Origin of the sequence: Novosphingobium sp. (genome assembly GCF_032093395.1) — a bacterium.
Classification (GTDB): Bacteria; Pseudomonadota; Alphaproteobacteria; order Sphingomonadales; family Sphingomonadaceae; genus Novosphingobium.
On record NZ_DAMDBA010000036.1, the window covers coordinates 47,701 to 48,982 of the forward strand.

General features: G+C 63.2%; 1 protein-coding gene and 1 tRNA gene. One reads left to right on the forward strand and one right to left on the reverse strand.

The annotated features are described in order from the left end of the window. Positions 1-353 precede the first annotated feature (353 nt). Complete coding sequence (locus RT424_RS13470) at positions 354-968, forward strand: hypothetical protein (protein WP_313438993.1); 615 nt, start codon at positions 354-356, stop codon at positions 966-968. A gap of 132 nt (positions 969-1,100) precedes the next feature. Here the strand turns inward: RT424_RS13470 and RT424_RS13475 are convergent. Continuing rightward, positions 1,101-1,177: transfer RNA gene (locus RT424_RS13475), tRNA-Arg, on the reverse strand. Between the last annotated feature and the right edge of the window lie 105 nt (positions 1,178-1,282).

A 1,282-nucleotide genomic window follows, 5' to 3' on the forward strand; every position in this document is an offset into this window, starting at 1 on the left:
TGCAGGTTGTTCCGGACCCGACTTGTCCGACAGATCGCACGGCCCGCCGCCCGAGAAATCGTCGATTGGCGGATTTCCGCCATTTCATCGCAAAAAAGCAGCACTCTGCCGGTTGATCGGGGACCATTCAGCCGCCATTCCGTTGCAAGTGTGCAACATGCACCGTCAGGCCCGATCTCTCCCGCTCGTTAGTTTCGAGCTGAAAGGGCCTTCCGATCTTCGGGTTGGAACAAATAGTCCGGGTCGTGATTTTTCCGGACCACCATTCACGCTCCTGCACACGCAATTGTGTGTCGGGAGCTTCCGAGCCGGGGTCGCCTTTTCGGGTTCCCCGCATCGAGAAGGAGTACGCCATGAAGAAATCCGTCATCGCCGCCGCGATCGCCGCCGCGAGCCTTTCCCCGGTTGCCGTCATGGCCCAGAGCGCCGCTCCGGCCGCATCCGCCGCTGCCGCAACCCCGACCGTGGGCGCCAAGGTCTACGCCCCCGACGGCTCCGAAGTGGGCACTGTCGAAGCGGTGCAGAGCGGTGTCGTCACCGTCAACACCGGCACGGCACGCGCCGGCCTTCCGGCCGCTTCCTTCGCCATGCGTGAAAAGGGCCTGACCATCGGCATGAACAAGGCCGATCTGGAAGCCGCCGTGAACGGCGCCAAGGCCGAGAGCAGCGCCGAACTGGCCACGGCCTTCGTTGCCGGCAAGCCGATCAAGAGCAGCGACGGCGTCGTGCTTGGCGCCGTCAGCAAGGTCGAGGGCGACGATGTGTTCGTGAACCTCAGCAACGGCTCGGTGGCGCAGCTCAAGAAGTCGTACTTCGGCCTGGGTGCCGACAAGTCGCTGACCCTGGGCATGACCGCGACGGCATTCAACTCGCAGCTTCAGGCCAGCGCCGGCGGCCAGCCGGGTGCGGACGCACAGGCAGCCCCCTCGGCCACTGCGGCCGCGGGCGAAGCTCCTAGCGGCCAGTAATCATCGGCTGATCCAACCAAGGGCCGGGAACGCAACCGCGTTTCCGGCCCTTTTGATTCGTGCCGATAACGCGCACACGAAAAACCCCGCCGGAGCGAGGCTCTGCGGGGTTTTTCGTGCAATAGTGGCAAGTGGTGCGCCCGGAACGATTCGAACGTCCGACCCTCAGATTCGTAGTCTGATGCTCTATCCAGCTGAGCTACGGGCGCAATGTCATTCTCCAACCAAAGACCAAACTCCCCGAAAGGAGAATGGTGCGCCCGGAACGATTCGAACGTCCGACCCTCAGATTCGTAGTCTGATGCTCTATCCAG

What these genes read in the sequence shown, in the direction of transcription:
- RT424_RS13470 (WP_313438993.1), top strand. Translation starts at nt 354, where the DNA reads ATGAAGAAATCCGTCATCGCCGCCGCGATCGCCGCCGCGAGCCTTTCC.